Here is a 24,727-nt window from a genome sequence, read left to right as displayed (position 1 = left end):
AATTAAATTAAAAAGTCTCGACATTGTCGAGACTTTTTAATTTATAGTTAGATAATTTACTCTTCTTTTTCAGCCAACTTTCTTTCGAGTTCAGCTTGAAATTCCTCCATAACGGGTTTCATAGTGCTTTCTGGAATATCGGCGATTCTTATATACATTAAACCATCGACTGCATTGTTGAATAAAGGATCGACATTAAAAGCAACCACCTTCGCATTTTGCTTGATGTATTTTTTTATCAATACAGGTAAGCGTAAACTTCCGGGTTCTAACTCGTCAATAATTTTATCAAATTTATTCAAATCGGCTTCTGTTTCATTAAAAATGAAATCTTTGTCGGCATCTTTCAGTTTAACTTTATAGGCTTTTTTAGGATGTATGTACTGTGCAATATACGGATCGTAGTAATTTGATTTCATGAATTCAATCATCAATGATTTTGAGAAATCCGAGAATTGATTGCTAATACTCACACCGCCAAGCAAGAATTTATGCTCTGGAAAACGTAAGGTAGTATGAATAATACCTTTCCATAACAGGAATAAAGGCATCGGTTTTTGTTGGTATTCCTTGATGATAAAGGCACGACCCATTTCGATAGATTGATGCATCATATCATGCAATTCAGGTTCAAAACGGAAAAGTTCATTTAAGTAAAAACCTTCAATACCATATTTCGGGAAAATTTCAGATCCCAATCCCATTCTGTAAGCACCTGCAATTTTCTTTGCGTCTTCATCCCATAAAAATAGGTGGTGGTAATATTGGTCAAATTTATCTAAATCGATCGACTCGTTAGTTCCTTCGCCAACTTCTCTAAAGGTAATTTCGCGTAAGCGTCCTATTTCATGCAATACATTGGGTATGTTTTTTGCTTCGGCAAAAAAGACTTCGTAATTTTTGCTTTGTAATAATCGGCAATCGGTGTCTCGTAAAGCATTTACTTCGGCAATCATTTTTTCGCCATTTGCAGGAGTTGCAATTTCTTTCGGGATGCTTTTGGGTAATTTTAAATGAGGTGTGTGTAATAATTTGCTTTCCTTTTCAAAAGGATTAGCAAGCATGTATGTTTTTTTTCTCAAGAACTCCGAATAGGATTCTAGTGAAAGATGTTCGTTTTGTTCTGCAACAGAAATGGGTTTACCAATTCGTACTTTGATGACGCGATTGCGTTGGCTAAAAACTTCAGATGGTAATTTTGCGGTACGTAAAGTGTCGCTAATTTTAGATAAAAAGTAAAAAAGCCTACTGTTTTTGGCATGGAAATATATAGGAACAACAGGGACTTGTGCTTTTCTAATTACCTTGATAGCTCCTTCTTCCCATGGTTTGTCAACCATTAACTGCCCGTCTTTATAGCTTGAAACTTCTCCCGCAGGAAACATTCCTAGTGGTTTGCCATCACTTAAATGACGTAAAGTTTCTTTAATCCCTACAACGCTTGATTTGACATCCTTATGATTTTCAAAAGGATTTACAGGCATAATGTATTTTTTAAGCGGCTCTATACGGTGCAAAAGAAAATTAGCTATAATTTTAAAATTAGGCTCTCTTTCTAACATTAATTTCAATAGCAAAACTCCATCAATTCCTCCTAATGGATGATTAGAGATAGTAATATAAGCGCCTTCTTTAGGTAATCGTTTTAAGTCTTCTTCGGGAATTTCAAATTTTATTTGGAGATCGTCAACAATAGCGTTTAAGAATTCTACGTCTTTTAAGTGTTTATTACTATCGTAAAATTTATTAAGAGTTGAAATTTTTAACACTTTCATCAATACCCAACCGGAAAAAGTTCCTAAAACTCCGTATTTTTCTGCATTTATTGCTTTTGCAACTTCTTTGGCGGTAACTAAACCCATTTACTTTTTGTTTTTGAGCGAAAAACAAAGATAGAAAAAAACTCGATTAACCACCTATGTAGCGATTCGATTTTCTCGTTATTTATACGAGATGCTTTTTTATTTTTAGTATTTTTGGAAACCAAAATTAAATTTAGATGAAGATTATTTCTTATAATGTGAACGGAATTCGAGCGGCAATTTCTAAAGGATTTATCGATTGGTTACAACAAGCTGATCCTGATGTCATTTGTCTACAGGAAATTAAGGCAAGTCCTGAGCAAATTCCTTTGCTTGATTTTGAGCTAGCAGGTTACCCTTATCATTACTGGTTTCCAGCTACAAAAAAAGGGTATAGCGGTGTAGCAATCTTGTCAAAAGTGAAGCCTAATAATGTGGTTTATGGTACTGGTATCGAGCACATGGATTTTGAAGGTAGGAATATTCGTGTCGATTTTGATACGGTTTCTGTAATGAGTTTGTATTTGCCTTCGGGAACCAATAGTGAGCGCTTGAGTCATAAATTCATGTTCATGGATGACTTTCAAAATTATATTACCGAATTGAAAAAGGAAGTGCCTAACCTTGTGATATGTGGGGATTACAATATTTGCCACGAAGCTATTGATATTCATGATCCAATACGCAATAAAAAAACATCTGGGTTTTTACCTGAAGAACGTGCTTGGTTAGATGCCTTTTTGAAAAATGGATTCATAGATAGTTTTCGTTTGCTAAATAAAGAACCCGATAATTATACCTGGTGGACCATGCGTTTTCCATCGGCAAGGTTAAACAATAAAGGATGGCGTATTGATTACTGTTTAGTAAGCGAACCTCTAAAAGACAAGATTAAAAGAGCATTTATTCTGCCCGAAGCGAAACATTCTGACCATTGTCCCGTTGTTGTTGAAATAGCATAAGCGAATTATAAAAAAAATAATTAAATTTTAAATTAATAAAAATGATAAAGAAAATCTCAATTGGTTTGTTGATTATAGCACTTTCTACTTCATGTGTGTCTAAGAAAATATACACAGATTTAGAAAATAAGTACACTGATCTAAAAAAAGAAAACAGAAGTATATCTGATGCGAATGGGAAATTATTGAAAGATAAGAACCAGTTAGAAATGGATTTGAACGCCTTAAAAGTGGCTTCGGATAAAGTAAAACAAGAACGTGACAAATGGATTGCTGACAATGCTGCTTTAAAAACGAAAATGGATCTTTTGCAAGAGTCTTATAAAGCTTTAGAAAAAAACAGCAGCGAAGCCTTAACATCTAATATGGCTAAAAACCGTGATTTATTAGCGCAGCTAGATGCAAAAGGTAAAGCATTGGCTATTGAACAAGAGCGTTTGAATAAAAGTTCACAGCGTTTACAAGAAATGGAATCTATAATTGCTGCGAAAGAAGCTGCAATGAAAAAATTAAAGGAAACGTTATCTAAAGCCTTGAATAGTTTTGAAGGAAAAGGATTGACTGTAGAACAAAAGAACGGAAAAGTATACGTGTCTATGGAAAATAAATTGCTATTCAATTCTGGTAGCTACTCTGTAGGTTCTGAAGGAAAAAAAGCGGTAGTAGAATTGGGTAAAGTATTAGCAGATAATCCAGATATTTCGGTCTTGATCGAAGGCCATACTGATGATGATGGTTTTTCTAGCGCTGGACCTATTGCAAATAACTGGGATTTATCTACAAAAAGAGCGACTGCAATTGTGGCTATTTTAAGCGAAAATAAAATGATCAATAAACAAAGTTTAACAGCTGCAGGTCGTGGAGAATTTTCTCCATTGGCAAGTAATGCAACTGCTGAAGGAAAAGCAAAGAATCGTAGAATCGAAATTATTCTGACGCCAAGATTAGACGAAATTGCTCAAATGTTAAATACAATTAATTAATTTTTTGTGAAGTAGAGAGTCATGAAATAGTTCCCTTTTTTGGATAAACTTCATGACTTTTTGCTTTATAATTTTGAAACAATATGAAATATACCACATTACCCAATACCGATGTAAAAGTTAGTAAAATTTGTCTTGGAACGATGACTTTCGGGGAACAAAATAACGAAGCTGAAGGACATGCTCAAATGGATTACGCCTTAGAGCGTGGTGTGAACTTTTTTGACACTGCCGAGATGTATTCTATTCCTGCAAATGAAAAAACCTACGGAAGTACGGAGAAAATTATTGGTTCTTGGTTTAAAAAATCAGGAAATAGAGATAAAATTGTTTTAGCTTCAAAAATCGCAGGTCCTAATCCTAATTTTACCTATATGCGTGAGAAAAATGATTTCTCAGCGGCTAGTATTAAATATGCATTAGATAATAGCTTGCAACGTTTACAAACGGATTACATCGACTTGTACCAATTGCATTGGCCAGAACGGAAGACTAATTATTTTGGTCAACGTGGTTTTAGTTTGCAAGACGACGCTTGGGAAGATAATATTCATGAAGTACTTACAACCCTTGATGGTTTTGTAAAAGAAGGAAAGATCAAGCATATTGGTTTGTCTAATGAAAATGCTTGGGGAATCATGCGTTTTCTGGAAGAGAATAAATACAATAATTTGCCTAGGGTAAAAACAATTCAAAATCCATATTCTTTATTAAACCGCCTTTTTGAAGGTGCTTCTTCTGAAATTTGTTTTCGTGAGAATGTTGGTTTATTGGCGTATTCGCCAATGGGTTTTGGTGTTTTGTCAGGTAAGTTTTTAACGGGTGAAAGTCATCCAAAAGCCCGAATTAACTTGTTTCCACAATACACAAGATACAATAGTGCGCAATGTACTGAGGCAACAAAGTTATACCATGATATCGCAGTAAAAAATGGCTTGACGTTAACGGAATTAGCCTTGGCGTTTATTGAGCAACAACATTTTTTAACCAGTACTATCATTGGTGCTACCACTATGGAGCAATTAAAGGAAAATATTGACACGATCAATGTTACTTTATCAGCTGATGTGCTCCAAGAAATTAATAAAGTACAAGAGTTGATCCCTAATCCAGCGCCATAATTTATTCTTTAAATTAACAAAGGCCCTATAGATTTGATCTCTAGGGCCTTTTATTATAAATTATCTAGTATTCTATCTTTGGGATATTTCACTTGATAACTCATTCTAATTTTTTTGGTTTCATTGGGTTTTAATTCAAGATCCCAAGTCAGTATTCCGGTTTCGGTATTGATTTTTGCTTTGTCGCTTTGCAATAATTCAATTTCGATATCCTTGTCTGAACTCAATGGGTATTGGTCTTTCAGGAGTATTTGAGCCGTTTCTTTTTTGTTGTTTTTAACGGTTATGTCGAAGGTAAAGGTTTGTTCTTTTTTTGATGAGAAAAACTTAGTTCCAGATTTGTCAGTGACCTTCTCACGACTGATTGCTATTTTTTTATCTCTTCCCATGCTCAGGCTTAGGGTATCCGCAGTTTGGTTGGGGTTGATCATCGTTTTACCCACATACATACCCTCAAAAATAATATTAGCTTCTCCTCTTAGCAAGTTGTATTTCGAGTAATCAGCAATTTCGGCTAGTAGGAAAGCTTCTTTTTCTTGTCTTGGTGCTGCGTAGTATTTGTAAGTCGCAGGTAGTTTCAATGCTTTCAACGCCACGCTATGCCCTTTTCCATTCGATAAAATATCATACGGAATGTCAATATCAAATGAAATGTTAAGTTGGTTTTCTGAGATGTTCGATGGAATGGCTCTAACTACGGACTCATTTAACATTGCCGGTGCAACTGTCAGTACCGCATCAGCGTCACCTTGTATGACTTCTTCGGCCATTTTTCTTTTGGTCATTTTTTGCGCGTAGGCAACAGGCGCTACACTTGGCTCATATCTTAAAAACCAAGGATTCACAGTAGGCGCTTGATTGTTTTGATTTGGATTTCCCGAAGATAAGGTTAGTTTAATATTTTTCCAGTCAATCCCCGTGTTTTGGGTTACTTCGGCTTTATACATCATCTCCATCGGTTCCGTGATGCTGTTTGCTCTCAAGTCATAAAAGGGTCTCCATGATGCATAAGAAGCTAAGTAATTGATCGAAAAATCTACTTTTCCGGCTTCGTCATTCATGACTTGCAAGATGAGTTTTCCATTTGATACCACCTCTTCGTTTTTAGTGTTAGTTTGCAACCTACCGTTTAAGTTGTTCAATTGTAACCTTAGTTTGTTTTCTTTTTCGTCAAGTGCTAGTAAACCGTTACTCAATTCGTTGCGTTTGGGTTTGTAGTAATCAATCAACTTCATTAGTTCGGCTACGTTGAGTCCTGAGTTCAAGCTGGCTACTTGTTGATTTGTATCTAATATTTCTATGGTTTTAGTAGTCGAGTTTTTGTCGATAGCGACTTTCTGTAATTCTTTTTTGACCCAGAAAATACTGTCTAGTACTTTTTTTAGTGCTGGATTTTGGTTGGTCGTTTCATAGTCCGAAACATAGTTATTTGAAAATTGTACGGATAAGATGGTGACATTTGCAGGAGCACCTATTTGTATGGTGCTTTCATTGACGTAATTAGCTATATTACTAATCACAATTTCGGATGTGCCTTTGGGAAGTGTTGCTGATGCTGCTTGTAAAATTTCGGCCGAATTGGTGTAGACAGTTACTGCTTTGGCCTTAGCCGAAGATAAAATTACTTTTTGTGCCAAACCTATTGTTGAAACCAAAAGTGCAAACAATAAATAACTTTTTTTCATGATTTGTTTTTTTATAAAATTCATCCAACTTAGTGAAATGACTTAGTTAAAGTCAATAATTTAATTTTTAATTGCCAATAAATAACCAAGCGCTAACGTCATTTTTCTATGTTTTAACTTAGAATAATTTACAATATGTAGTATTTCTAGAACAAATAACGATAAAAATAAGCAATTTTCAACTCTTTAAAATACAGATTGTTAACGGTAGTTCATTGGAGCGCTAAAATTCGAACTCGTTTTTTATAGTAGTGGAGTCTATTGCTGTACTGTCTTGAACGCGTAATTTAATAAGTGATTTTGCAGGTCCGGTAATAAGGATAGGCTGTGTTTTATAAATGGTGTCGTCTGCGGTGAGCAAACCTCTACGCATCATAATGGAGGTCAAAAAGGTTTGTTGCTTTTGAGCAAAATCTTTCAATAGTCCTTGGTCATCAAATTGATACATGAACTTTTTAGGACTTGGAATGATTCGAGCCAAATACAAACATTCGTTTAACGTAAGTTCAGAAGCGGGTTTTTGAAAATAGTATTGGCTTGCTTCGCCAATTCCATAAACATTTGGCCCCCATTCGATAATATTAAAATAAACCTCTAGCATCCTTTCTTTACTTACAATTCTGTTGTTTTCTAAGATGTAAACGAGTAAAATTTCTTCTAGTTTTCTCGAAAGTGTTTTTTCACGGGTTAGAAAAACGTTTTTGATTAATTGCATGCTAATCGTGCTAGCACCTCTTGAGAATTTTTTGGTTTTTATGTTTTTGACAATAGATTGCTTAAACGCTTCATTGATGAAACCGTGGTGGGTGAAAAATGAAGGATCTTCAGTAGTCAAGACGCACTTTTGTAAATAAGGCGATATTTGATCCATCGTGCTGTAATTTGCATTAGCGGTTCCTACTAAAACCGGACGTTGCAACACATTGTTGATAATGGCTCGGTAGATAAATTCACCATTGAGTTTGTTGAGATTGGCTTCTCCGTATTTTGTAATTTTGAGGTTTTCTTTTTTGAGGTTACTGTCAAAAACAAGTTGGTCTGGTTTATTTTTATTGAACTTAAAATTTAATTTATAATCGAAGGTTCCTTCGGCTTCCATTCCTTGAAAATGCGTAAATAAACCGTCAGGTAGGGACGATATGAAGTCTTGCGCTTCCATTTTTGGAATGTTTACCTTGAGTCTGTATACCGTGTCTTTCTCTGTTTCGTAGGCCACATAAGGATGGAATTTTATAGCATTGAACTGCGCAGTTGAACTACTGTCAACCGAGATAAAATTTGAACCAAGCAGCAAACGATAATCAAATCGAGCATTTTTTATGAGGACATCCTTACTAGCAATCTTAGGATGGTTTATACGCAGGTTGGTGATCGAAGTATAGCCGTCAATATGAAGTTCGCCACCACTTTTGTCAATGTTTGTGATTTTTAATCGGATGGAGTCAAAGCTGGATTGCAAGTTGTAACGTTCGTCAAAATAAGGCACTTTTATTGCCCCTGTATCTATGTTAAAAAATTGTAAGTCGGCTTTTTTATTGCGCGGATCGGCAAAACCTTTGATTTTCCATCGTTGAGAGAACGTATTTGTTGTAACATTAATAGATGTTTCAACTTGTGATTTATCGAGTACTAATTGCTTGATGTCAATTTTTGCTTTTTTTCCGTTGTCATCGAGTTTAATGGTGAGGTTCTCGATTTTCATATCAGTCGGAATCAAATTAAGCGTTTTCGATATAATACGGTAAGCAAATTCGGCATAATCACGTTTTTCGGTTGTGTTTATTGCAGTACTGTCTTTTTTTAAAAAAGCAGCAAAATTTTTCACCTTTCCTTTTTGAACCAGTTGTACTAAGCCGTTGTTTATTTTTAATGTTCCCAGTTGAATGTCTCCAATAAATAAATGCCAGAAATTGACGGAGGTTTCCATTTTTTGGATCCTAAAAAGCGTGTCGGCATCTTTAGGAACCAATGTCATATCGGTAATTTCTAAACCAGACAATCCTACGAAGGCAGCTTTCTGGATAGTTAAACTGCTGTTGTAATCTTGTTTTAATTTATTCGAAGTTTTCTGTATGACTTGGGCTAGGACCGCATCTCTAAAAAAGAAAAAACCACCTATGATTAAGAGAAATACGATGGCAAGCGCAATACAGGTTTTAAGAATAATTTTTTTGCTTTTTTTCATTTATTTGGGTCATTTGAATCACAACTTTTAATACAATTAGTAAGGAAGTTGTCATTTGCTAAACAAATTTAACTCAATTGTATCAAATATATTTTACTGTTGTTGGAAAAAGCAATTTTTTATAAAATAATTGGCAGTACTATTGGACTATCAGGTTCTAGGGGTTATGTCATGGATAGCAGTAAATGGGTAATTTCCATTTTTTCATTGGCGTATTTTTGTTGTAGCGCACCGTCTTTCTCCATTCGATTGTAATATTCTAATGCTTTGTTGGCAAAGAATTTTTTATGAAAAGGAGATACATCAGGAATTAAGGGGTAGTTTTTGTGGAACAGCATTTCATAGTAGGCTTGCCATTCTCTTTCATTTTTGTCTGCTACAAGGTTTTCTTTGGTTTTTTGCCCCACATGTACCATTTCATGTGCTAGTAAATTGAGCATTAATTCCAATGGAAATGCAAATGTATTCTCTGGAATGCGTATGATTTGAGGCTCACCAAGAACGCCTTCGGTGGTCATTAATATAAAATTAGGTTTGGCTATTTCTCGTAGTTCAAACCCTTTGAAGTTGGCGTGTTCTAAGCCGTACTCTTCCAGAAGGAATTGTGCGGCTAGAACGGTTTCTCCTAGTTCGTGGAAATTGTTGATGATTTGTAACTGATCGGAATACGATTTCATTGTAATAATGTTTTATTAGCCAAATAACATACTCGCTACATCTTCAATTTTAGCCACTAATTGAATTTTAATACCGGTATTTTTCAATGCGATTTTATTGTATTTGGATACAAATATGGTCGAAAAACCAAGTTTCTCTGCTTCTTGAATGCGCTGATCGACACGGTTAACAGGTCTTATTTCTCCGGAAAGTCCCACCTCGCCAGCAAAACAAAAATCTTTGTTCACAGGGATGTCTTCATTCGAAGATAAAATGGCTGCCACAACAGCTAAGTCAATTGCAGGATCATCTACTGATATTCCTCCGGTTACGTTCAGGAAGACGTCTTTGGCGCCAAGCCTAAAGCCAGCTCTTTTTTCAAGTACAGCTAATATCATATTTAGCCTTTTGGCGTTGTAGCCAGTGGTGCTGCGTTGCGGTGTGCCGTAAACGGCTGTGCTTACCAGTGATTGTATTTCGATCATTAAAGGTCGCATGCCTTCTAATGTCGAGGCAATTGCGGTTCCAGATAATTCTTCGTCCTTATGCGAAATTAATATTTCGGATGGGTTGGAGACTTCGCGTAAGCCACTTCCTAACATTTCGTAAATTCCGATTTCGGCTGTGGAGCCAAAACGGTTTTTTAACGAACGCAAAATGCGATAGACATGGTTGCGGTCTCCTTCAAATTGGAGCACGGTATCCACCATGTGCTCTAATATTTTTGGCCCTGCGATATTTCCATCTTTGGTTATATGCCCAATCAAAATTACAGGAATGTTGGTTTCTTTAGCAAATTTTATGAGCTCGGCTGTAGTCTCTCTAATTTGAGAGATGCTTCCTGCAGTTGATTCAATGTAATCTGTATGTAAGGTTTGAATTGAATCAATAATAACTATTTCGGGCTGAATGGCTTCGATCTGTTTGAAGATATTCTGCGTTTTTGTTTCGGTTAATATGTAGCAATTGTCGCTGGAAGGAGTGATCCTTTCGGCACGCATTTTTATTTGTTTCTGACTTTCTTCACCGGATACGTATAAGGTTTTATAAGGTAATTTTAATGACACTTGTAGCAGTAAAGTACTCTTTCCTATTCCGGGCTCACCACCTAATAGTGTTAAAGAACCGGGAACAATACCACCACCCAAAACGCGATTTAGCTCGGCATCAGTAGTGTTCATGCGCACTTCCTGTGTTGAGTCTATTTCGGTGATTCGTAAAGGTCTTGGAGCTTTAGTCACGGGTGTAGCTTCGGTTTTCCAAGCTACTTTTTCCTGTTTTTGGATTATTTCTTCGGCAATGGTATTCCATTCTTTGCAGGAGTTACATTGTCCTTGCCATTTGGCATATTGAGCACCGCAGTTTTGACAAAAAAACGTAGTTTTAACTTTAGACATTATTTTTTTTGTGTTAAGCTTTTCATATCATCGTATTTTTCAAACATCATGTCCTTGGTCAAATCGCCAATTTCTTCTAGTTGAGAAGCGCGTTGGTATTTTTGAGCAGCTCTTTTGGCATCGCCTTTTTTCTCGTACATTAAACCTAGCTGGTAGGAGGCCAGCATTGATTTAGGGTAGTTTTTATCGGCAATTTGTGATAATTGATCCAGTTCATTGTAAGCGTTATTTTTTAGGATCGCGGCTTCTATAGCTTTGAAATCGTTTAAGCGAACAGGAATTTTCATGCCTAAGGTTTTGTCGATCAAGTCGTATTTTTTTACCAAATAATCCACATATCCTTCTTGTAGTACTACGATTTTTTCTGCAAATTCAGCAGATGAAATGGGTTTGTATGATTCAAAAATCTGGTACAAAGCGCTTGGAATAGAATATAGAACAAGTGAATAGTGCGAGGCGTTTGCAAAGTCGTCAAACTTGTAGTTTAACAAAGGATTTTGAATTTTTTTGATGTTTTCGTCTAATTCTTGGATGGGTTCTCTTAATTGTTTGATATCTCCAGATCCAGAAGATTGGTAGTAAAATAAAGGTTGTTTTAATTTGGCTAAGTTGATCGAGATACGCTGTTCCATTTTTGGGGCTAACTCCGGACTTAATGAAATATAGGCATTAAATAATGGGTAATCTTTGTAAAGGAAGAAGTTCAAGAACCCTGCAGTTGTGTCATGTCCTGCAATGATTCTAAACGGTGCAGTACGGTATTTGCTTTCGATATAAGGAATAAGTTCACCACCTAAAAATTCAAAAAAAGCAGCTCCTTTGTTGGTAGGCACCCCTTCTGATTGGTCGTAACTAGAATCACTTTCTCTATCGTTGTTTTTGTTTTGTGTGATACCTACTATGATGGTTTCGGGTAAATCATCCCAATATGCACCATAGGTTAAGGCTCCATTAAAAGGGTCAAATAAATATTCTCCATCTAATAAAATTAGGAGTGGGTATCTTTTTGTAGGTTCCTTTTCGTAGGAAGCGGGTAGGCTGATAATTATTGGACGAGAAGTACCCAGCTTTGCTGATTTGAATAGTTCGGTCGTTTTTTGTGAAAACATTGATAATGTGAAGAAGAAGAACAGTATAATTTTTTTCATGTTTTTTATTTTAGATCATAATAGCATTAAAATAACGATGTGAAAATACAGATGTCAATTATCACAAAGGTAAATCTACAATATTTTTTTTGCAAATGAAGGAAAGTGAATCGTATGTAAATAAGTAAGTCTTTCAATATAGCAACTATATTGAAAGACTTTGTTATAATGTGGGTATAAGGAACTAAGTTAAGGAGTTGTCTTTTTCATTTGGAAAAATAATCCACGGTTTAAAGGTTTTTGCCTCTTCAAATTCTAAAGTGGCATAAGCGATAATAATGATAATATCATCTTTTTGCACTTTACGAGCTGCAGGACCATTTAGGGTTATTTCGCCTGAATTTCTTTCGCCTTTGATAGCGTAAGTTTCGAAACGTTCTCCATTATTGATGTTAACAATTGCCACTTTTTCTCCTTCAATAATATTCGAAGCTTCAAGAAGTGTCTCGTCTATAGTAATACTACCGATATAATTTAAATCGGCTCCAGTAACTTTTACTCGGTGGATCTTTGATTTTAGTACTTGAATTTGCATGCTACAAAAGTAAATTAATTTAATGAAATGGTGTCAATCAATCTAATATTATTGACAAATACAGCTATGAAAGCGCGGTATTTTTTGTTTTTGTTTTTTCGAATGCACGGTAAAAGCGTTGCTACTTCGGCAATTTGAAAATATTCTAATTCGAATGTGTCGTTTTTTTCGAATGTTTTTTGAACCCAGTCGCTGATCTCTTTGGCGCTATTTTTTGTAAATTGATCTTTGGTGGTAAGTAGTGTTTCGTAAATTAATGCGGCTTTATTGCGTTCGTCTTCCGTAAGGCGTTCGTTTCTGGAGCTCATTGCTAAGCCGTTTTTTTCTCTGTAAATTTCGCAGCCAACAACCTGTACGGGTAGTTTAGTTTTGGCTACCATTTTTTTAACAATTTGAAGTTGTTGAAAGTCCTTCTCTCCAAAATAAGCTTTGGTTGGAGTTACAATCTCGAACAAGCGTTTTACGATGGTTCCCACACCATTGAAATGTCCAGGTCTAAATTTACCTTCCATTTGGTGTTCCAAACCGTCAAAATCAAAATCCTGTGATAGTATTTTTCCTTCGTATATGTCATGAACAGTAGGGGCGTAGACAATTATTTCGGTACTTAAACTGCTAATTTTTTCAATATCTTTATCTAAAGTTCTTGGGTATTTTAATAGGTCTTCAGGATTGTTAAATTGAGTAGGATTGACAAAAATACTAATGACTGTTTTGCTGTTTTCTTGCAATGATTGTTGCATTAGTGAGAGATGTCCTTGATGCAAAGCACCCATTGTAGGAACAAAACCTATAGTGGAATTAGTCGTTTTAATAGAGCTCAAATGGGCTATTAAAGCTGCTTTTCCAGTGAAAATTTGCATTGTGATTTTATTTAAATTCTATGCAAACATAATATATTAGTTAATAACTGCATAAAATTTTGTAATTTTGCGTGGTTTTTATTGCCAATAAACTAAGCAAATTACAATATGAAAGACAAGAGGATATTATACGTATCATCTGAAGTGGTGCCTTATTTGGCTGAAAATGAAGTTTCTTTAATGTCATACGATGTACCCAAGATGGTTAATGATCAAGGTGGACAAATAAGAATTTTCATGCCTAGATATGGAAATATAAATGAAAGAAGACACCAATTACATGAAGTAATTAGACTTTCAGGAATGAATTTGGTGGTGAACGACTTGGATATGCCTTTAATTATTAAAGTAGCATCAATCCCAAAAGAGCGCATTCAAGTTTATTTTATTGACAACGATGAGTATTTTAAAAGAAAAGCAACATTCGCCGATGAAGAGGGTGTAATGTATCCAGATAATGATGAACGTGCTATTTTCTTCGCCAAAGGAGTTGTGGAAACGGTAAAAAAATTAAATTGGGTTCCAGATATTATACATGTTCATGGATGGATGGCAGCAATGTTGCCTATTTATATGAAACATTATTATAAAAATGAAGCTTTGTTTTCGGATACTAAAATAATAACTTCAGTGTATAGTCAGTCTTTTGACGGAATTTTAGATGCTGAGATGATCAATAAAATAGGTCTTGATGAGGTGCCTCTAGAAGCTATTGCCGACTTGAAAAATCCAGATTATGAAAGTATTATTAAAGCAACAATAGACCATTCAGATGGTATAATCATTGCATCTGATAGTCTGTCTTCAAGTTTAACAAAATATATAGAATCTTCAGGAAAACCTTTTTTACCTTTCGTGCCCAAAGATGCTTTCGCTGAGGCGTATAGTACCTTTTACAACGAGATTATTTAATTTTAATTTTATTAACAAATATGTATAATACTTCTTTTTTTAAGAAAGTTCTAATTGTTGCTGTAGTTCTTTTCTTGTATTCTTGTGATAAAGATTACAATACAATAGGTAGTGATTTAATTGGTGACAACCATTTTGGTTTTGAAAAATATACTTCGGCAGTGGTATCTTATAATCAAAAAATAGGACCAATTCAATCCAATAATTTAAATGTAAATGCTTTAGGTGTTTATGATAATCCAGCATTTGGAACAACCACTGCAAATTTTGCCAGTCAAGTTAGTTTAGAAACGCTTAATCCTACAATTGGTAATAACCCAGAGATTGCAAGTGTAGTTTTGACAATTCCGTACTATAGTACATTATTATCTACGGATACTGATGGCAATCATGTTTATGAATTGGATTCTATCTACAGCGGAGGAACTGATGCTAAAATAAAACTAAGTGTTTATGAATCGGGTTATTTTATGAGAGATTTGGATCCAATAGGAGGTTTTCAAACCGCTCAGAGTTTTTATACAGATCAAAATGCTGATTTTGACAATGCAAAAGTGGGCGCTCGTTTAAACGATGCTACTAGCACTGCAGAGAACGATGCTTTCTTTTTTGATCCAGCCGAGTATAAAACTACAGTCAATACAACTGGTACAGATGTGGTGACTAGAGTTGCTCCGGGAATGCGTTTGAATCTTAATACAAGTTTCTTTAAAACTAAAATTATTGACGCTGCTGCTTCTGGGAAATTAGCAACTGCAGATGTTTTCAAAAATTATTTTAGAGGATTGTTTTTTAAAGTAGAAAAATCAGGTAGTAGTCCTAGCGCTATGGCGATGATGGATTTTAAAAAAGGTAAAATTACAATCACGTATAAAGAGGATACATCACTAACAGATGCTACTCGTGTAGAGAAAACAATAGTGCTTAATTTGTTAGGGAATACGGTTAATTTGTTAAATCAAACAAATACAAATGCCGCTTACGCAAATGCTACTACTGCTCCTAATACAACTGATGGAGATGAGAAATTGTTTTTAAAAGGTGGTGAAGGATCTTTAGCTATTTTAGAACTTTTTGGTAAAGATTTATATGGCGTAGATGGTTTAACGGGTAGTCCAAATGGTGTGGCTGATGAAATTGATCGCATTAGAAAAAATGGTTGGTTGATAAATGAGGCTAATTTGGTTTTCCACGTGGATGCTGCTGCAATGGTTAATAGTTTTGAGCCCAATAGAATTTATTTGTACGATTATAACAACCATAGGCCAATTGTAGATTATTACAATGATGGTACAACTGGTACAACTACTAAGAAGGATAAAAGTGTTTTTGGTGGTCTAATCGTTAAGGAAGCTGTAACCGGCGGAAGAGGTTTGACTTACAAAGTGCGTGTTACAAATCAAATTAGAGGACTGATTAAAAACGTGGACTCTACAAATGTCAAGATGGGCTTAGTTGTTACTGAAGATATTTATACAACAGCCTCAAGTAAATTAAAAACAGCAACGACAAAGATTTCTCAGGCGCCTAGAGCGAGTGTAATGAATCCTTTGGGGACAATATTGTACGGTGGTAAGGCTACTGTAGCTGATGAAAAAAGATTGAAATTAGAAATTTATTATACAAAACCTAATTAATAAAAGTATATGTGTGGAATTGTTGGATACATAGGTCATAGAGAAGCTTACCCAATTGTTATCAAAGGGTTGCAAAGATTAGAATACAGAGGGTACGATAGTGCCGGAGTAATGATATATGATGGTGAAGATGTCAAGGTGTGCAAAACTAAAGGTAAAGTTGTTGACCTAGAAGCTAAAGCAGCTATTGAAATGAAAACTGGAGGTACAATTGGTATAGGACATACTCGTTGGGCAACACATGGTGTTCCTAATGATGTAAATTCGCATCCACATGTGTCAAATTCAGGTGATTTAGTGATTATTCACAACGGGATTATTGAGAATTATGCCCCTTTGAAAGAGGAGTTGATAAAAAGAGGTTACGTATTTCATTCGGATACTGATACGGAGGTATTGGTGAATCTTATTGAAGAAATTCAGAAAAATGAAAACCAAAAATTAGGTAAGGCAGTTCAAATTGCTTTAAACCAAGTAGTGGGAGCTTATGCTATTGCGGTTTTTGATAAGAAAAATCCAACTGAGATCGTTGCAGCGCGTTTAGGTAGTCCTTTGGCTATTGGAATTGGTGAAGGAGAATATTTTATAGCGTCAGATGCGTCACCTTTTATTGAATATACTTCAAATGCGGTATATCTTGAAGATGGAGAGATGGCTAACATCAGACTGCACAAGAAAATCAAGGTTAGAAAAATACAAGATGACTCGCTTGTTGATCCTTACATTCAAGAACTTCAGATGAATTTGGAGCAAATTGAAAAAGGAGGTTACGATCACTTTATGTTAAAGGAGATCTATGAGCAACCTAGTGTGATAAAAGATACGTATAGAGGAAGATTACATGCAAATGAGGGTATCATTCAAATGTCCGGTATTGAGGATAATTTGGAGAAGTTCTTAAATGCGGATCGAATTATAATTGTTGCCTGTGGAACTTCATGGCACGCTGGTTTAGTAGCAGAATATATTTTTGAAGAATTTGCAAGAATTCCGGTTGAAGTAGAGTATGCGTCTGAATTTAGATATAGAAATCCTATTATAAATAGTAGGGACGTTGTTATTGCAATTTCACAATCGGGTGAAACGGCTGATACTATGGCTGCTATTAAATTAGCGAAAGAAAATGGTGCTTTCGTTTTTGGTGTTTGTAACGTGGTGGGTTCGTCTATTTCTAGAGAATCTCACGCGGGTGCCTATACACATGCAGGACCGGAAATTGGTGTTGCCTCTACTAAAGCATTTACTACTCAAATTACTGTATTGACGATGATCGCTCTTCGTTTGGCGAAAGCCAAAGGAACGATGTCATTATCTGATTTCCATATGTATTTACAAGAGCTTGAGTTAATTCCTGAAAAGGTTAAAGAAGCGCTTGAAACGAATGATAGAGCCAAAGAAATTGCAGCTACCTTCAAAGATGCACCTAATTGTTTGTACTTAGGTCGTGGCTATAATTTCCCTGTTGCTTTAGAAGGTGCTTTGAAGCTAAAAGAGATCTCTTACATTCATGCTGAAGGATATCCTGCAGCCGAAATGAAGCACGGTCCTATTGCTTTAATTGATGAGCACATGCCTGTTGTGGTTATTGCGCCTAAGCAAGGGCACTATGACAAGATTGTTAGTAATATTCAAGAAATTAAATCTAGAAGCGGTAGAATTATAGCTATTGTGACTAAAGGAGATACACAAGTACGTGATTTAGCGGATTATGTAATTGAAATTCCAGAAACATCAGATGCGTTATCGCCATTAATAACTACTATTCCATTGCAATTATTATCATACCATATTGCGGTATTGAGAGAGTGTAATGTCGATCAACCAAGGAACTTGGCAAAATCTGTTACGGTAGAATAAATTTTAAATCGATTTTATATAAAAGGAGTAAGACTTTAGGTCTTGCTCCTTTTTTTTTATGATAAAATTTTTTAAAAAGGGTTTTTTTATGATAAATGTATTTTTATTGTTAATTTATTATGTATGCATAGTACTTTTGGTTTTTTTAACAATTTTTTATGCTTATTACTTAACAAATCGGCTGTTTTGCTGTGTTTGAGGAGGTTGTTTTTTGTGATAATACTGATTTATTTTTAACGTTTTTTTAGTAATATCAAAATTATTTGTACTTTGGTAACATAAATCTTAAAAAATTAACCAAATGAGAGCTTATTTACTTTTTTTGTCATTGTTTTTTTGTTGCATTAGTTTTGCGCAAAACTCAATTTCGGGTTCGGTAGCTGACAGTGATGGACAACCAATCATTGGCGCTAATATTAAAATAGTTGGAGAAGACATTGGATCTGTTACAGATATTGATGGGAAATTCACACTTGCTTCTTCAAAAAAACCTCCTTTTACTATTGAGGTAACTAGTATTGGTTTTGGATCAAAAAAAGTAAGTATTACATCAACTAATCAAAAAGTAGCTGTTGTTCTAGTTGAAGAACAAAACTTACTAAACGAGATTGTTGTTTCGGCGTCTAGAACTCCGGAACGTGTTTTAGAGTCTCCTGTAACCATTGAAAGAATGGGCGTTGCGGATATCAAGAAATCGGCTTCGGCTTCTTTTTATGACGGACTGGAGAATATGAAAGAGGTGCAAATGAATACAAGTAGTTTGTCATTTAAATCAATTAACACTCGTGGATTTGCTACTGTAGCAAATACACGTTTCATGCAATTGGTTGACGGAATGGATAACTCTTCTCCTTTGTTGAACTTTGTATTGGGGAATATGATTGGTATTTCTGAAATTGATGTTCAAAGTGTGGAACTTTTACCAGGTGCTTCTTCTGCTTTGTATGGTGCAAATGCCTTTAATGGTATTTTATTTATGACAAGTAAAAGCCCTTTTACAAGTCAAGGAATTACTGCTTACGCAAAATTTGGGCAAACTTCTCAAAAAGCTGCAGGAACAAATGATTATGTAGATTACGGAATTCGTATGGCTCATGCGTTTAGTCCTAAGTTTGCTGCTAAAGCTAACTTCACGTACATGCGTGGTACAGACTGGTTTGCTACCAATACAAATGATAAAACAGTTGCTGGTAGAGATAGAAGTCATTATGGTTATGATGGGATCAATGTTTATGGAGATGAAGTAGCGACGATTATAGGCGCGCCAACATTGCCTAGCGAGAAGGTTTCTAGAACGGGTTATAATGAAACTGATCTTACAGATAATAAAGCGAGTAATACTAAAATTGATTTCTCGCTACACTATAGACCTTTTGGGGATGAAAATCTAGAAGTGATTTGGCAAAGTAAATTTGGTTATGGTAATGCAGTGTATCAAGGAGCAAATAGATATTACTTGAATAACTTTTTTATGCAGCAACATAAATTAGAAATTAAAGGTAAAAACTTCTTCGTGAGAGGGTATACTACTACTGAAGATGGTGGAAATTCGTATGATATGTTGTTTACAGGTATAAACATAAATAACCAATGGAAGTCGAATACGAACTGGTTTAGAGATTATGGTACTGCATTCGCTCAAGCTACATTGGCAGGGCAGTTGCCTGCGCAAGCGCATGCTGGAGCTAGAAATTTTGCTGATTACAACATCAGTCCTACGGGTTTAATAGGTGGTCTTGTATTGACGCCTAATGTAAATGGAAATGAGCCTAGAGGAACTAGATTGATGCCGGGAACACAAGCTTTCAAAAATGCATTTAACAAAGTAATTGCAGGTGAAAATGTTCTTACAGGTTCTAAGTTGGTAGATAATTCAAGAATTTATCATTCAGATGCAAATTATAACTTTAAAGATTTAATCGAATTTGCAGAGGTGCAGGTGGGGGGTTCTTACCGTCAATATGAGTTGAATTCTTTTGGTAGAATTTACACAGATGCAAATGGTCCTATCTATTACAATGAGTACGGTGCGTACACGCAGCTTTCTAAGAAAATGATGGACGATCGTTTGAAATTTACAGGATCAGTTCGCTATGATAAGTCTAAAAATTTTAATGGAAATGTTTCGCCAAGAATTTCATTTGTGTATTCAGGTGGAGAAAGTAGAAAACACAATTTTAGAGCTTCGTTTCAAACAGGTTTTAGAAATCCATCTACGCAAGATCAATATATTGGGTTTAATGTTGGAAGTGCAGTATTGTTAGGTTCTGCTCCAGACAACTTAACACGTTTTGTAGAGACAATAGATATTAAAGGTGATGTAGGTAAAGCACTTAACAACGGAAATGGTTCTCAAACCATCGATGGTACAAGAGCATACAATAACTCTTATCTTGCTTCATCCGTTTTGGCATTTGCGGCAGCGGGAAATCCTGCCTTGCTGCAAAAAACTAATGCAAATTTAGTTAAGCCTGAAGAGGTTAAGGCGATTGAATTAGGGTATAGATCATTTATCAATAAAACATCGATTGATATCAACGGTTACTATAATGTTTATAATAATTTTATAGGTAATTTAAACGTTATTACTCCTTTGTATGGTCAAGCTTTAGATGGCGGTGGGTTGACAGACCCTGAAGGATCAAAAGCTTTGCAAGCATTGCAAAGTGGTAATACACGTACTTTTCAATTGTATACTAATACTCCTTTAGAAATTAAATCTCTAGGTTTCGGAATAGGATTGGGTAGAAAAGTTTACAGAGATTTTGAGGTAAGTGTAAATTACAACTATGCAGATTTTAGTTTTGATCAATCAAAAGATCCTAGTTTTGAAGCTGGGTTTAATACGCCTAAGCATAGAGCTAAAGCTTCTTTTGGTAATGAAAAATTATTTGAAAACTTTGGATTTAACATTAGTGGAAGATGGAGTAGTTCATATTTATGGCAATCGTCTATGGTTGACGGTATGATTGATGCTGCAACAGTTATTGATGCACAGGTTAATTACAGTTTTCCTAAGTTGAAATCTACTTTAAAAATTGGTGCTGCTAATATTGGTGGTAAAGAATATGCTCAAGTATTAGGAGCTGGTTTAATTGGTCAGCAATATTTTGCTTCATGGACAATTACTCCGTAAGCAATTAATATTCATTAATAAAATAAAAACATTTACAATGATAAAAAATTTAAAATGGCTGCTGTTGGTTTCGTTAACCGTAGTAGCATGTAGTAGTGATGATTCTGGTGTTGCACAGGCGGATGTACCGGCAACCTCAGGCTCGGCAAGTTTTACAAAATATGTCGCCTTAGGGGATTCTTTTGCTGCAGGATATAGCGATGGAGCTCTTTTCAAGAAAGGTCAAGAAGGGTCGTATGTTAATCTTTTAGCGAAGCAATTTATAGAGGCTGGAGGATCTGAGATAAAGACTCCGCTTATGTCTGATAATATTGGAGGTTTGCTTTATGGAGGTACTCCTATTGCAGCTGTGCGTTTGTATTTTAACGGGACAGGTCCAGCTTCTGTTGATGGGTCGCCTACGACTGAGGTTACAACTCGTATTACAGGGCCTTTTAATAATTTAGGGGTGCCAGGTGCTAAGAGTTATCATTTAGTTGCTCCAGGATACGGGAGTGTTACAGGAGTGCCAACTGGAGCTGCGAACCCTTATTTTGCGAGATTTGCTACTTCAAATACAACAACTGTTATAGCGGATGCTTTAGCGCAAACGCCTACTTTCTTTTCTTTATGGATTGGAGGTAATGATGTGTTGGGTTATGCTACTTCTGGTGGAGTGGGTGTAAATCAAACAGGTAATCTAAACGCAAGTGGGTATGGCTCTAGTGATATTACTGACCCTACTCTTTTTGCAAATGTGTATTCGAATTTAGTAACTGGTTTAACAGCAAATGGAGCTAAAGGTGTTGTTGCTAATTTACCGTATGTGAGTACGCTTCCTTATTTTAAAACAGTTCCTTATAATCCTTTAAGTGCGACTGTTCTGGGTTCAGGAAATCTTGCTGTAGGGCAAGCAACTGTAGCGGCTCTTAATGCACAGTTGTATTCACCTTTGAAAGCTGCTTTAACTGCTTTTGGAGCTGGAGATCGTATTAATTTACTTTCTGCTACAGTAGCAAATCCATTGCTGATTAAAGATGAGTCGTTGCCTAATTTATCAGCACAATTAACTGCTGCGTTTACTCCTTCTTTAGGTTTGGCAACCGCTACTTTTTATGGTACTGTTTTTGGTCAAGCGCGTCAAGCTACCGCTGCCGATTTGGTTTTATTACCAACTCAGTCCGTTATTGCCGCTGCACCTACTGCTATTAATTCAGGTATAGGTATTGCTCCGCCTTCTCCTTTGAATAAATTTGGAATTACATATCCTTTGCAAGATGCTCATGTTTTAATTCCTACAGAAATTGCTGAAATTAAAGTTGCTACAGATGCTTATAATGTGAGTATTAAAGCAGCTGCAGCTGCTAAAGGGTTGGCTTTTGTGGATACAAAAGCAATTATGACGCAATTGTCATCAGGTGGTATTGTGGCTAATGGTTTTACGGTTACTTCAGCCTATGTGACAGGTGGTGGTTTTTCATTAGATGGGATACATCCAAGTCCTAGGGGGTATGCTTTAATAGCGAACGCTTTTAGTACAGCAATCAATGAAAAATACGGATCGACATTGAAGAAATTAGATTTAAGTCTTTTTCCAATAGTGTATCCAAAAGTAATTCAATAGATTAAAACCAATATAATAAAATAAAGCCACCCGTTTTTTTTGACGTGGTGGTTTTTATTTATACTGAAATGCAAGGATTTAGCAATTTTTAATGTGATTTTTGGTCACTCTTTTAATAGTTGCTGTTTTTTATCAAAAAAATAATTGATTTTTTATTTTAAAAAATTATCTTTGCACTCTGAAAAAAGGGTTTAACCGATATGTTTCGGTTAACTATATTTCATAAACCTAAATAGCTATTTAATAAATACATAAGTAATGTCAAAAGTAATAGGAAAAGTTGCGCAAATCATTGGTCCAGTAGTTGATGTAGTTTTCAACGGTAAAGATGTTGAACTTCCAAAAATTTATGATTCATTAGAAATCACAAAAAAAGATGGTACTTTACTAGTACTTGAAGTACAATCTCATATTGGTGAAAACACAGTTCGTACGATCTCAATGGACTCAACAGATGGTTTGAGTAGAGGTTATGAAGTAGTAGGTACTGGGAATCCAATTCAAATGCCTATTGGTGCAGATGTTTACGGACGTTTGTTCAATGTAATTGGTGATGCAATTGATGGTTTACCTGAATTGCCTAAAACAGGTGAAAACGGAATGTCAATTCACCGTCAAGCTCCAAGATTCGAAGATTTATCAACTTCATCAGAAGTTTTATTCACAGGTATTAAAGTAATCGATTTAATTGAGCCTTACTCAAAAGGGGGTAAAATTGGATTGTTTGGTGGAGCCGGTGTTGGTAAAACAGTATTGATTCAAGAGTTGATCAACAATATCGCAAAAGGTCACGGTGGACTTTCTGTATTCGCAGGAGTAGGAGAAAGAACACGTGAAGGAAATGACTTACTTCGTGAGATGTTAGAGTCAGGTATTATAAAATACGGTGATGAATTCATGCACTCTATGGAAAATGGAGGATGGGATTTATCTAAAGTTGATTTACCAGGAATGAGAGAGTCTAAAGCTACTTTCGTTTTTGGACAAATGAATGAGCCACCAGGAGCTCGTGCTCGTGTAGCACTTTCTGGATTATCTATCGCTGAGTATTTCCGTGATGGAGCAGGATCAGACCAAGGGAAAGATGTATTATTCTTCGTTGATAATATCTTCCGTTTTACACAAGCAGGTTCTGAGGTATCGGCACTTTTAGGTCGTATGCCATCTGCAGTAGGATACCAACCAACATTAGCTACAGAAATGGGAGCGATGCAAGAGCGTATCACATCTACAAACAAAGGATCTATTACATCTGTACAAGCGGTTTACGTACCTGCGGATGATTTAACGGATCCGGCACCAGCAACAACATTTGCTCACCTTGATGCAACAACTGTATTGTCTCGTAAGATTGCTGAGCTAGGTATTTATCCAGCGGTTGACCCGTTAGATTCTACTTCTCGTATCTTAACACCACAAATTCTTGGTGATGAGCATTATGACTGTGCTCAAAGAGTGAAAGAAATTCTTCAAAAATACAAGCAATTGCAAGATATTATCGCAATTCTTGGTATGGAAGAGTTATCTGAAGAAGATAAATTATCAGTTTCTAGAGCACGTCGTGTGCAACGTTTCTTATCTCAACCTTTCCACGTAGCAGAACAGTTTACAGGATTAAAAGGTGTTTTAGTAGATATCAAAGATACGATCAAAGGATTTAACATGATTATTGACGGTGAATTAGATCACTTGCCAGAATCTGCATTTAACCTTAAAGGTACTATCGAAGAGGCTATCGAAGCTGGAGAGAAAATGTTAGCGGAAGCTTAAAAAATAGTTTAAGGTTTAAAGTTTAAGGTTCATTAGTAACTTTAAACTTTAGACTCTAAACCTTTAACTAAAAAATTATGATTTTAGAAATAGTATCACCAGAGGCATCTTTATTTAAAGGCGAAGTGACTTCAGTATCTGTACCAGGTGTTAACGGAAGTTTTCAAATTTTGAATAATCACGCTCCTATAGTTTCATTACTTCAAAAAGGAATTGTAACTATTACAGCTCCAAGTTTTAAGTTTGATAAGGAAACGGCAGGTTTATTCTCGAAAGTAAATGATCAGAATTATACCCTTGCAATTTCTGCTGGAACTATTGAGATGAAAGGCAATAAAGTTATTGTACTCGCAGATTAAATTAGTTTTAATTTATATAAAAAAACGTCAAGCTAAGCGAGGGCACTGAAAAAGTGTTTCTAATAAATTAAGACCTAAAAAGGAGTAGATATCTATGGATTTCTACTCTTTTTTT

At 35.5% G+C, this 24,727-nt stretch carries 18 protein-coding genes; 10 read left to right on the top strand and 8 right to left on the bottom strand.

The window, feature by feature from the left end; translation table 11 throughout:
* Positions 1–56 precede the first annotated feature (56 nt).
* Positions 57–1,862 (bottom strand): GNAT family N-acyltransferase, encoded by a 1,806-nt coding sequence (locus H8R24_RS05860; protein ID WP_187017630.1) that lies wholly within the window; start codon positions 1,860–1,862, stop codon positions 57–59.
* Positions 1,863–1,999: 137 nt separating this feature from the next.
* Between H8R24_RS05860 and H8R24_RS05855 the strand changes: the two genes are divergently transcribed.
* The 3 genes from H8R24_RS05855 (at position 2,000) to H8R24_RS05845 (ending at position 4,868) form a co-directional block, all read left to right on the top strand.
* Positions 2,000–2,764 carry an exodeoxyribonuclease III gene (locus tag H8R24_RS05855; RefSeq protein ID WP_187017629.1) on the top strand — a complete coding sequence of 255 codons (765 nt, stop codon included), beginning with the start codon at positions 2,000–2,002 and terminating at the stop codon, positions 2,762–2,764.
* 41 nt (positions 2,765–2,805) lie between these two features.
* Positions 2,806–3,747 (top strand): OmpA/MotB family protein, encoded by a 942-nt coding sequence (locus tag H8R24_RS05850; RefSeq protein WP_187017628.1) that lies wholly within the window; start codon positions 2,806–2,808, stop codon positions 3,745–3,747.
* 83 nt (positions 3,748–3,830) lie between these two features.
* Positions 3,831–4,868: an aldo/keto reductase gene (locus H8R24_RS05845; protein WP_187017627.1), complete on the top strand. Its 1,038-nt coding sequence runs from the start codon at positions 3,831–3,833 to the stop codon at positions 4,866–4,868.
* Positions 4,869–4,921: 53 nt separating this feature from the next.
* Here the strand turns inward: H8R24_RS05845 and H8R24_RS05840 are convergent, their stop codons facing one another.
* From H8R24_RS05840 to panC, 7 genes are all read right to left on the bottom strand, one after another.
* Positions 4,922–6,553 carry a DUF4139 domain-containing protein gene (locus tag H8R24_RS05840; protein ID WP_187017626.1) on the bottom strand — a complete coding sequence of 544 codons (1,632 nt, stop codon included), beginning with the start codon at positions 6,551–6,553 and terminating at the stop codon, positions 4,922–4,924.
* Between the two features lie 223 nt (positions 6,554–6,776).
* Positions 6,777–8,738 carry a transglycosylase domain-containing protein gene (locus H8R24_RS05835; RefSeq protein WP_187017625.1) on the bottom strand — a complete coding sequence of 654 codons (1,962 nt, stop codon included), beginning with the start codon at positions 8,736–8,738 and terminating at the stop codon, positions 6,777–6,779.
* Positions 8,739–8,902: 164 nt separating this feature from the next.
* Positions 8,903–9,415 carry a hypothetical protein gene (locus H8R24_RS05830; RefSeq protein ID WP_187017624.1) on the bottom strand — a complete coding sequence of 171 codons (513 nt, stop codon included), beginning with the start codon at positions 9,413–9,415 and terminating at the stop codon, positions 8,903–8,905.
* Positions 9,416–9,430: 15 nt separating this feature from the next.
* Positions 9,431–10,792 (bottom strand): DNA repair protein RadA, encoded by a 1,362-nt coding sequence (gene radA, locus H8R24_RS05825; protein ID WP_187017623.1) that lies wholly within the window; start codon positions 10,790–10,792, stop codon positions 9,431–9,433.
* Complete coding sequence (locus tag H8R24_RS05820; protein WP_187017622.1) at positions 10,792–11,940, bottom strand: alpha/beta hydrolase; 1,149 nt, start codon at positions 11,938–11,940, stop codon at positions 10,792–10,794. Before H8R24_RS05820 ends, radA begins: the two co-directional genes overlap by 1 nt.
* A 184-nt stretch (positions 11,941–12,124) precedes the next feature.
* Positions 12,125–12,475, bottom strand: coding sequence for an aspartate 1-decarboxylase (gene panD / locus H8R24_RS05815; RefSeq protein ID WP_187017621.1), 351 nt, complete (start codon positions 12,473–12,475; stop codon positions 12,125–12,127).
* 14 nt (positions 12,476–12,489) lie between these two features.
* On the bottom strand, positions 12,490–13,338 hold the full coding sequence (panC, locus tag H8R24_RS05810) for a pantoate--beta-alanine ligase (protein WP_187017620.1): 849 nt from the start codon (positions 13,336–13,338) through the stop codon (positions 12,490–12,492).
* 108 nt (positions 13,339–13,446) lie between these two features.
* On the opposite strand from panC, the gene H8R24_RS05805 reads away from it, so the two are divergent.
* The 7 genes from H8R24_RS05805 (at position 13,447) to H8R24_RS05775 (ending at position 24,612) form a co-directional block, all read left to right on the top strand.
* Positions 13,447–14,250, top strand: a complete 804-nt coding sequence (locus H8R24_RS05805) for a glycogen/starch synthase (protein WP_187017619.1) — start codon at positions 13,447–13,449, stop codon at positions 14,248–14,250.
* Between the two features lie 20 nt (positions 14,251–14,270).
* Complete coding sequence (locus H8R24_RS05800; RefSeq protein WP_187017618.1) at positions 14,271–15,887, top strand: DUF4270 domain-containing protein; 1,617 nt, start codon at positions 14,271–14,273, stop codon at positions 15,885–15,887.
* A 9-nt stretch (positions 15,888–15,896) separates the two neighbouring features.
* Positions 15,897–17,744: a glutamine--fructose-6-phosphate transaminase (isomerizing) gene (gene glmS, locus H8R24_RS05795; RefSeq protein WP_187017617.1), complete on the top strand. Its 1,848-nt coding sequence runs from the start codon at positions 15,897–15,899 to the stop codon at positions 17,742–17,744.
* A 301-nt stretch (positions 17,745–18,045) separates the two neighbouring features.
* On the top strand, positions 18,046–20,880 hold the full coding sequence (locus H8R24_RS05790) for a TonB-dependent receptor domain-containing protein (protein ID WP_187017616.1): 2,835 nt from the start codon (positions 18,046–18,048) through the stop codon (positions 20,878–20,880).
* Between the two features lie 37 nt (positions 20,881–20,917).
* The gene (locus H8R24_RS05785) at positions 20,918–22,483 is read left to right on the top strand and encodes an SGNH/GDSL hydrolase family protein (RefSeq protein ID WP_187017615.1); all 1,566 of its coding nucleotides are present in this window, start codon (positions 20,918–20,920) and stop codon (positions 22,481–22,483) included.
* Between the two features lie 258 nt (positions 22,484–22,741).
* On the top strand, positions 22,742–24,253 hold the full coding sequence (gene atpD / locus H8R24_RS05780; protein WP_187017614.1) for a F0F1 ATP synthase subunit beta: 1,512 nt from the start codon (positions 22,742–22,744) through the stop codon (positions 24,251–24,253).
* 77 nt (positions 24,254–24,330) lie between these two features.
* Complete coding sequence (locus H8R24_RS05775; RefSeq protein ID WP_187017613.1) at positions 24,331–24,612, top strand: F0F1 ATP synthase subunit epsilon; 282 nt, start codon at positions 24,331–24,333, stop codon at positions 24,610–24,612.
* Positions 24,613–24,727: the final 115 nt, after the last annotated feature.

The sequence above is a fragment of the Flavobacterium muglaense genome (assembly GCF_014305155.1).
In the GTDB taxonomy this organism is placed as follows: domain Bacteria; phylum Bacteroidota; class Bacteroidia; order Flavobacteriales; family Flavobacteriaceae; genus Flavobacterium; species Flavobacterium muglaense.
Note: the sequence above shows the minus strand (reverse complement) of the source record. Positions and strands in the feature narration are given on the sequence as shown.

Excerpts from the sequence above, each read along its gene's own strand:
- H8R24_RS05860 (WP_187017630.1), bottom strand. The coding sequence starts at position 1,862 with ATGGGTTTAGTTACCGCCAAAGAAGTTGCAAAAGCAATAAATGCAGAA.
- H8R24_RS05855 (WP_187017629.1), top strand. The coding sequence starts at position 2,000 with ATGAAGATTATTTCTTATAATGTGAACGGAATTCGAGCGGCAATTTCT.
- H8R24_RS05850 (WP_187017628.1), top strand. The coding sequence starts at position 2,806 with ATGATAAAGAAAATCTCAATTGGTTTGTTGATTATAGCACTTTCTACT.
- H8R24_RS05845 (WP_187017627.1), top strand. The coding sequence starts at position 3,831 with ATGAAATATACCACATTACCCAATACCGATGTAAAAGTTAGTAAAATT.
- H8R24_RS05840 (WP_187017626.1), bottom strand. The coding sequence starts at position 6,553 with ATGAAAAAAAGTTATTTATTGTTTGCACTTTTGGTTTCAACAATAGGT.
- H8R24_RS05835 (WP_187017625.1), bottom strand. The coding sequence starts at position 8,738 with ATGAAAAAAAGCAAAAAAATTATTCTTAAAACCTGTATTGCGCTTGCC.
- H8R24_RS05830 (WP_187017624.1), bottom strand. The coding sequence starts at position 9,415 with ATGAAATCGTATTCCGATCAGTTACAAATCATCAACAATTTCCACGAA.
- radA (WP_187017623.1), bottom strand. The coding sequence starts at position 10,792 with ATGTCTAAAGTTAAAACTACGTTTTTTTGTCAAAACTGCGGTGCTCAA.
- H8R24_RS05820 (WP_187017622.1), bottom strand. The coding sequence starts at position 11,940 with ATGAAAAAAATTATACTGTTCTTCTTCTTCACATTATCAATGTTTTCA.
- panD (WP_187017621.1), bottom strand. The coding sequence starts at position 12,475 with ATGCAAATTCAAGTACTAAAATCAAAGATCCACCGAGTAAAAGTTACT.
- panC (WP_187017620.1), bottom strand. The coding sequence starts at position 13,338 with ATGCAAATTTTCACTGGAAAAGCAGCTTTAATAGCCCATTTGAGCTCT.
- H8R24_RS05805 (WP_187017619.1), top strand. The coding sequence starts at position 13,447 with ATGAAAGACAAGAGGATATTATACGTATCATCTGAAGTGGTGCCTTAT.
- H8R24_RS05800 (WP_187017618.1), top strand. The coding sequence starts at position 14,271 with ATGTATAATACTTCTTTTTTTAAGAAAGTTCTAATTGTTGCTGTAGTT.
- glmS (WP_187017617.1), top strand. The coding sequence starts at position 15,897 with ATGTGTGGAATTGTTGGATACATAGGTCATAGAGAAGCTTACCCAATT.
- H8R24_RS05790 (WP_187017616.1), top strand. The coding sequence starts at position 18,046 with ATGAGAGCTTATTTACTTTTTTTGTCATTGTTTTTTTGTTGCATTAGT.
- H8R24_RS05785 (WP_187017615.1), top strand. The coding sequence starts at position 20,918 with ATGATAAAAAATTTAAAATGGCTGCTGTTGGTTTCGTTAACCGTAGTA.
- atpD (WP_187017614.1), top strand. The coding sequence starts at position 22,742 with ATGTCAAAAGTAATAGGAAAAGTTGCGCAAATCATTGGTCCAGTAGTT.
- H8R24_RS05775 (WP_187017613.1), top strand. The coding sequence starts at position 24,331 with ATGATTTTAGAAATAGTATCACCAGAGGCATCTTTATTTAAAGGCGAA.